The sequence below is a fragment of the Bartonella sp. AC62GZZY genome (genome assembly GCF_042196525.1).
Classification (GTDB): Bacteria; Pseudomonadota; Alphaproteobacteria; order Rhizobiales; family Rhizobiaceae; genus Bartonella.
Map to the genome: position 1 here is coordinate 8684 of NZ_JBHIQN010000010.1, position 7765 is coordinate 16448.

A 7765-nucleotide genomic window follows, 5' to 3' on the forward strand; every position below is an offset into this window, starting at 1 on the left:
CCGACATCTCAAAGGGGAACCGACATCTCAAAGGGGAACCGACATCTCAAAGGGGAACCGACATCTCAAAGGGGAACCGACATCTCAAAGGGGAACTAAAAAACTGTAAAACCGTTTAACAATGAAGAAGCCCCTAGGCTGACAAATTGGAGTTCACACTGTCAACTACTCATTTGGAAAATAATTTATGAATCCCCTTGTTTTTATCCTCTTATTGGTTTCATGTACGGATGATTTTAACAGTTGCTATTCGAACAATACAATGGTTAAAACTTACCCAACAGCTCAAGCTTGTGAACAAGCCATGATACCGTCCACAAAAAAGTTTGCACTTTATGGACAACAAATTTTTGCTCAATGTATAAACGTACAACCCAGTTTACATCAACAAGAAGTAAACTTGATCTGGTCTGTAACAAACCGTGGAAATTTTCTTCTTAAAAGCCAAAACGTAAAAGACAAGCTGTCTACAGTCCACAAACAAGATATTTTACCAACATCGCTTCCTCTTTTGCGTTCTTCTTCCACAAACCTCTTGCACAAAAAACTTTAAAAGCATAAACCCATCAGATCTCAAAAAAATAATCAATGGAAGACATGATAGATAATAAGCGAATGCACCCTTCAAAAGACCATCACACAGAGCAAAGTACTCTGCCTCAAGATCTCCCCTTAGATCCTGCTGTAGAACGGGTGAGAAAAAAACTTATGGGATTAATGATTATTTCCGTTTTAATAACGCTCTTCCTTATTCTGACCGTACTATTTTTAATTGTTTATAAAGTTATCGCAACGGGATCAGCGTCAAAACAAACAGAGCGATCTTCCTCTCTCAGCAAAAATCCACAAGCTACCCATCATACGCTCTCCTTACCGGAAAAAACACAGATTTTGTCGCAAAGCCTCTCAGAGAACAATATTGTACTGAAAATTTTAACCCCTGATGGACAAACAAAATTTATGATTTACAATTATTATACCGGTGCACTTGTCTCCATTCTTTCTGTTGAAACAACAGAAAAAATATCGACAATAACGCCTCATTAAGCAAGCCAACCTCAATAAGCGCTGACATAGCATTCTGAAGGTTTAAACATTTTCTGCGAGCCGGGCATTATCACACGCTTTTCCAGCGCGTAGGTGTTGCCGACAATCCTTGGCGCTAGAGAGAGTTCATAAGAGCCATTTTTATTCCTTCTTATACAAATTTATCCACACGGGCTCTCCCCGCTTGCAACGTGCAGGCGAATGGTTTTTGTTGATTCAACCATGGGACAAATTTGGAATGAGAGAATCCTAGGGATTTAGGGGCTCTCACCTAACATACAAAAAAATGAATTGTTATTATAAATCAATGTGATAAGTCTTAAATTTCCACCATACCGCGACGGCGCATTTTTTACTGTATCCCCTCACTTGAATTTTGGAAAAGAAGAAACCTTTCTGTCAACGCATTCCCATTTTTAAGAAAACGGACATCATTTGATGAAAAGCTAATGAACGTGCAAGAAATGCTTCTTCTTGAGTGTAAAAATTCAACATATTAATTTATAGTGATGATTTATTTTGCATGTCAAATGAGAACCTCAAATACTGTAAGATTCTCTCATCTCAAATCTATTTATGATGAAGCTCATCAAAATCATTTCCTCACATACCCTAGCAAGGAAATTGATGAATAAAATACCTCTTATAGATAATCCGGTATCAAAAGAAGAACTGTTGCAACATTGAAAATTAAAGCAATAACGCCCAGCTTACATCTTTTATTAAGCAAAGATAACCGATGGATTTCACATGATAGAATTCATAAACACCAGCGCGCAATGGGCATGAATATATTGAACAATATTAAATATAGGTGTGAATTAAATAAAACAACGACATTGCGTTCTTCATAAAAGAACTGCCTCTTAAAATACACGAATGTGGTTTTCTCTGTATCCCCTCACTTAAATCTCAGCAAAGAGGCAATCTTTTCTGTCAACAGCCTTCGTTAAGTTCCTGATACAGCCCCGTGAAAACTGAAGGAAAGCGCAAGAAGCTTCTTGAGCATATTATAATTTATTATCATGATACCAATAACATCACCACACAAGCGCGCTTACACAGCACCCTTCAGGTTTAAACATTTTCCTCTGCCTCAAGATTGACCACTCGGCGACGGCGCGTCTTTCTCTGTATCCCTTCACCTAATTCAGGCAAGGAAGAAGCCTCTTTTGTCACTTTTGATGCATCTCCATTGCTAGAGCTTTCTGCTGTTGTGAGTGAAAGCTCAAAAGGTGCTTCATCTTGAGTGCGTACAGTACGTCGACGGGGAGAACGACGTGTTTTTTTGATGGGTTCAACATTTTTCTCAGAGAGACAGTGCTCTTGATCTGTTTTTTCATCCGATAGAGCCTCTAAAGCGTTTTCACGCGCATCTCCATTTTGCATTTTATCATTTTGGCCATCGCCATTTTTTTGCGACGACATTTGTAATACATCTGTATCACCCTCAACAGTATCATTTTTTTCACCGTCAAGATTTATTTCACCGCATTCTTGTCCATTGTTTTCATCACGATTTTCGTTTTCATCACCACGATTTTCATCACGCCGAGGCGATTGAGACATTTGCCCAGCTGCTGCTAAAATAATACGCAAATAGTGCTCGGCATGTTGTAAATAATTTTCCGACATAACACGATCACCTGCACCTTGTGCATCACGCGCAAGGCTTATGTATTTATCGGCGATTTGCTGAGCATTCCCGCGAATTTTAACATCCGGACCGCTACTTTCATAATTGCGAGACAACGGATTAGGACCGCGACGATTATTATTGTTATTACCATTATTGTTATTATTACGACCGCGTACCCGTCTATTTTGTTGTGGCCTCATCTTTATCCCTTTTTGGAGTGTTTGTCTTATGTGTGTCTTAATTGACTCTTCCTCATTGCATTATCTTTTGATAATGCTGATCACGTTTAACATACGCTTATCAAGCTATCCGCGTTTATTTCACTCAAACGAACCCTACTGATATTGATAAAAGCATATATTTTCTTGAAAATCACAAAACAGCAGGGAAATCGTAAATCAAAAATTCCCTTTTTCTCTGTCAAACAGCAGAAACCTAATGATGTTCACGTAAAATGCCAAGTGTTTTTTTTAAAATAAACCATATTTCACTAAAAAAAATAATTATCTTGTGGAAAACAAAAAGGAAAACACACATATAACACACCTGACAAAGAAAAAATTCCTGCCAGAGAATAGTAGAAGCTTCCTTTTTTGCTCTAAAACCACCGCTCCTAAAAACGCCGATATTCTCTACCCCCTCGTGCATTTAACTCACAAGCACTTCCATCCCAACGAGTCACTGCGCGAACCTCTTTATTTTATAAATATAGCCTCTCTTCATCGCTAAAGCAACCCCTTGCGAGCGATAATCCACGATCGCTTCACAAAACCTCTTAATTTTTATAGATAGATTAACACGAAGTATTATTCAAGCCCTATAATCACCAAGAGATCAATCTTCTTTCCCAAAAAAGCCAACGATACTATCAATTTTTATTTTAACCCATAGAGTTTTTAAGTTAATCACAGTTTTTATTTATAACAAATTGAGCTTAAAAACAAAATATTTAAATACAAAAAAATATCAAATTATGAAAAAAACAACCAATATGTCACACTTTTTTAAAAATCAGCTTCTTCTCAAAAAAATACCCTCCTCAAAGCCTATCAATAAGAATGGCCTAACGTATTTCCTTACTTATCTTTTCTGATAAAGAAAACTGGAATTATAAAACAAGCACATTTTAAAACCCAACACAGCGCTTTACGCATGAAGAAGCCTTGAATGTTTATAAAAAAATGTTTTTTTACTCATTTTTGTCATGTCTATTGACTTACACCCTCAAAGAACGAGGATTCTCAAATCACACGGGTCTGTCAACAATGAAAATACTTATAAAATTCATACACTGAATTGATTTGTAATGATAATTCATATTTTTGTGTTGAGTAAGAAAACTTAATACCGTAGGATTTTTCATCCTCAATCTGTTTGCTATTGAATCAATCTCTTTTTCTTGCATGTTACACGTAGGAAAACCTGCGTGGAGTAAAAACGAAAAAAAAGACTAAAAGTACCTCTTATGAACCGTCTCTAAGGCTAAGGGGCTGTCGAGAGGCACCATTGGAAGCGGAGCAAAGTGTGAGATAGTACCAGCTTACTCTTTTTTAAACCATAAAGATGAACTTGCTTTATAAATTTTATACATTTCATGAGGGTTTTACCATTATACCATTCACCAAAGCCATTACGAAATGGGTTTCCCACACTCGTTATTTCCCTTAAAAAAGCGCAACAACCCCTCCAGAAACTCCACCACGCCCCCTTAAACATTTCAAGGAGGCCATCCATATCTTATATCGCCATACCTTAAATAAGAAGTGCGATATAACAAGATAAATAAATCAAGCTACTATTGGTCTTGAGGCAGATAGTCATTTAAGAGGCTTTTATCTTTTTATCAAAATTCGCTTCCTTTTAACTTTCCGTATAAAAACTTAAAAGTAATTACGCCTTTTGCCTGTTTTATTTTCTCTTTCATCAAGAAAACAGTCTCGTAAGAGAAAATAATTTCCATCCCCAGGACGGATCCTCGTCAAACATTGTTTTTTTGCAGTATCAGAAAGCTTATCCCACATTTCACGAATAGCAAAATAGGCCTCACTTTCTAAATTAAGGCAGTGCTGATAAACTTCTTTTTTCATCTCGGGCATAACGGAAGCAGAAATTTCCTTGCAATACACACGCAGATCAAAGACAGGAATAGCCAATTCAACAGGCGCTTGTTGTGTTATTTTTTGATGAGAAGAAAAATAACTGACCGCCTTTGCAACAGCAAAACACAAAATCACTATACAAAAAAGTATCATGCAAACAAAAGCAATCTTGCGATATAATCTTTTGAAATAAGCCTTTTGTCTTGCCCGGATTCTTTTTTCCATAAAGATTGTACCCTTTAATATCCCAAGAGAAGCTTTTACAGCAAAAAACGATAGAAGTATCTGTGTACACAATACAGGTTATAGCCGCAAACGATCAAGACTCTTATGTCAAAAGACTCTCTTTTTTACCGTATAATTCTTATGAAACACTTTTCTCATGCCCTTTATGAAAAAATAGGGTTGATGATTTTCTCTCACCACTTTTAAAGACGAAGATTCTTCATCCATGCGATTCTATAAATAATTCGTCTTTGTTAAGACACATCATATTGATTTATAAAGAGTCTTTATTGTTTTGCACGTTGAATGAAAAACCCGAACACCATAGGATTCTCTCATCCGAAGTTTGTTTTTTGTTGAAACAATCAAAACCATGTCGCTTACAAGTTACAAGCGGAGCTGGCATGTGGATTAAAAACTGTATAAGAAAGGCATATGCTTCTTATGAATCGTCTCACGAACCAAGGCTGTCGTAATATTGGGAGCGAGAAAATACAATGATGGTGCCGGCTTGCCTCTGCATAATCGTAAAGATGGGAGTGCTCAATGGGTTTACCATTATTCATCACACAAACACTTCATATATAACACGCCTTTTATTACCCCCCCTCAAAAAGCAGTCGCTAAAACGATAAGAGATTATAGATGTAAAACTCCAAACAAAGAAAAGAATGGACTTTCTAATCGAGATCAACAAACACTGTTAAAGACACATTTGCATTTTTGACCATGCTGACATGTATAATAATGGCCCTTCAAATACGCCACCATTTTATGCTCCACCCCATATCACGCTCCGTCAAACAGTCACAAAGATTCTTTAACTATTCAACGTCCCCCCCCCCCAACCAAAGCAAAGAAACCGAAACCAGACGCCTGCATTTTTATTTGAATCTTCCCTATTGGGATAAAACACATAAGAATTTAAGATTTCACTGCAAAATGAAATCACAAAATACAATAATGAGAAAAATATCCAAAGCCATCTCAATAACAAATATATAGCGCCCCTGTTATTAGAAAGTAAAAAAAGCCGCACCATTTAAAGGCGCGGCTTATGAATAGAGATATAACTAAATAAAATACAAAAGAAATCAATAATAAATAATTATACACAAAGCGTATAGTATTGCAAGCTTTTTAATTATATTTATAAAAATATCCAAAAAGAGTATAAATAATGATACATTCGTATTGAGGAGAGTTGTTTACAACAATGCACTTTCTAAAATAAAAACGTATCAAATAAATCAAAATACTTTGTAGCTTTATCTCAATATAATCCATGAAAAAACACACATGATTTAAGTCCATAATTATAATAAGATCCGCTTTTTTACACTTGTAAAAGCTGGTTTTTCTTGACTTGCATCCACCACTTAAAAACATGAAGATTCTTCACCCAATCTGATCTATCAACAGCCCAGATTGCAGCGGGGTCCATTTGGCTTTCTCACATGTGATTGACTTAAACTTAAAGCTCAACAAATAAGCCTGCCTTAAATATTTTCCACGCCCTTAAAAAAACACTTTTTGTATCATGGAGGCTCTTACAAAGAGCTTGCCTTATATCATCACACCTGAAAGGACAGTATTTACAGCATAAGCAGGATAAGACAAACAACCGCTTATACAATCTTGTCTGACAAGAAAACAAGTGAAACTTTAGCCTTCAAGTCTTCTTAAACAGTATAGCATTTCTCTTCGTTTATAAGAAAAGACACAACGATACGCATAATTTTCTTATAGGCATTTTTCTGCTTTTGTCCTTTTGGCAATTAATATTTTCTTTTTATGGGATTTTTAACAAATTAAAATTGCGATGAACTGCTCTGTTTCTCTTTAAAAAAAGCGTGAAAATGGCAATTTTTTATAGATTTAAAATCATCGAATGCTCTATCCAAAAGCTTTTTCAAAGTATTGCAAGATTTTTTATTTTTTTAAAGCTTCTTTTGCCATGCGTTTTTGTTTGGGCACAGCTCCTTTCTCTGTAGGCTTTAAAAACTTACCCTTAGATTTCAATATGCACCCTACTCTCCCCAACAAGGCATGATCAACTTATCCTGCAACAACGCTTCTCTATCAATTTTTACCCCTTTTTTAACATCTCAAACAGAGTGCAATTCCAGTCCCCACCGAAGATATAAATCAGGTTTATCTGATCTACAGCTTCAACCCATACATATTGTTATGATCACTCTTTTCTAACAAAGAAGAAATCTCTCTAGAATGCTCAACACTGATGTTTTGAGCAACACTACTGTGTAATTCTAGCGGCTTATGTGCTGTAAATTTTGAAATAAAAGAGCTGTAGTCTATTTTTGGTGCCTCGTATATTGAAGAAAAAAATATGTCTCCAGCGGACGATGATTCTGTTTTAATTTCTGGTGCGCTCACAAAACTGTTTGATGTCGTTATTCCACCACTCACAACACTATTAATACTGTCTTGCTTCTCTTCTTTCTCATTTTTTTTCTGTTCGACACTGGTAAGATCTAGAGCATTTAATTTTTTTTCTAAAGCATCCATGCGCTTTGAAATTTTTGTAATATCTTCATATGCTTTCTTCAACAATGCGTTTAAAGGAGCATGTCCCATTCTTCCGCTAGCATAAAGAACCACACGAATACATTCAGGATCATCAATATCAGCAATAGAAAATGGAAAAAGTGCCATTATATCCCCCTTTTTGATAAGCTAAACGCGTATTAAGCATTTGCATATTTTTTCCGTTGTACGGCTCTTGCATTTCTCA

5 protein-coding genes are annotated in these 7765 nt (G+C 36.0%); 2 read left to right on the forward strand and 3 right to left on the reverse strand.

Features of this window, described 5'->3' with window-relative positions; translation table 11 throughout:
- Nucleotides 1–187: 187 nt before the first annotated feature.
- Both ACFIML_RS06695 and ACFIML_RS06700 read left to right on the forward strand, forming a co-directional pair.
- Nucleotides 188–553 carry a hypothetical protein gene (locus ACFIML_RS06695; protein ID WP_375607015.1) on the forward strand — a complete coding sequence of 122 codons (366 nt, stop codon included), beginning with the start codon at nt 188–190 and terminating at the stop codon, nt 551–553.
- A 44-nt stretch (nt 554–597) separates the two neighbouring features.
- Nucleotides 598–1047 (forward strand): hypothetical protein, encoded by a 450-nt coding sequence (locus tag ACFIML_RS06700; RefSeq protein ID WP_375607016.1) that lies wholly within the window; start codon nt 598–600, stop codon nt 1045–1047.
- A gap of 1077 nt (nt 1048–2124) precedes the next feature.
- Here the strand turns inward: ACFIML_RS06700 and ACFIML_RS06705 are convergent.
- From ACFIML_RS06705 to ACFIML_RS06715, 3 genes are all read right to left on the reverse strand, one after another.
- Complete coding sequence (locus ACFIML_RS06705) at nt 2125–2886, reverse strand: DUF4167 domain-containing protein (RefSeq protein ID WP_375610681.1); 762 nt, start codon at nt 2884–2886, stop codon at nt 2125–2127.
- Between the two features lie 1680 nt (nt 2887–4566).
- Entirely contained in the window at nt 4567–5010 is a 444-nt protein-coding gene (locus tag ACFIML_RS06710; RefSeq protein ID WP_375607018.1) for a hypothetical protein, read from the reverse strand.
- Between the two features lie 2163 nt (nt 5011–7173).
- Nucleotides 7174–7686, reverse strand: coding sequence for a hypothetical protein (locus tag ACFIML_RS06715; RefSeq protein ID WP_375615222.1), 513 nt, complete (start codon nt 7684–7686; stop codon nt 7174–7176).
- Between the last annotated feature and the right edge of the window lie 79 nt (nt 7687–7765).

Bases quoted from the DNA above. Each gene is read 5' to 3' on its own strand.
- ACFIML_RS06695 (WP_375607015.1), top strand. From the start codon at position 188: ATGAATCCCCTTGTTTTTATCCTCTTATTGGTTTCATGTACGGATGAT.
- ACFIML_RS06715 (WP_375615222.1), bottom strand. From the start codon at position 7,686: ATGGCACTTTTTCCATTTTCTATTGCTGATATTGATGATCCTGAATGT.
- ACFIML_RS06710 (WP_375607018.1), bottom strand. From the start codon at position 5,010: ATGGAAAAAAGAATCCGGGCAAGACAAAAGGCTTATTTCAAAAGATTA.
- ACFIML_RS06705 (WP_375610681.1), bottom strand. From the start codon at position 2,886: ATGAGGCCACAACAAAATAGACGGGTACGCGGTCGTAATAATAACAAT.
- ACFIML_RS06700 (WP_375607016.1), top strand. From the start codon at position 598: ATGATAGATAATAAGCGAATGCACCCTTCAAAAGACCATCACACAGAG.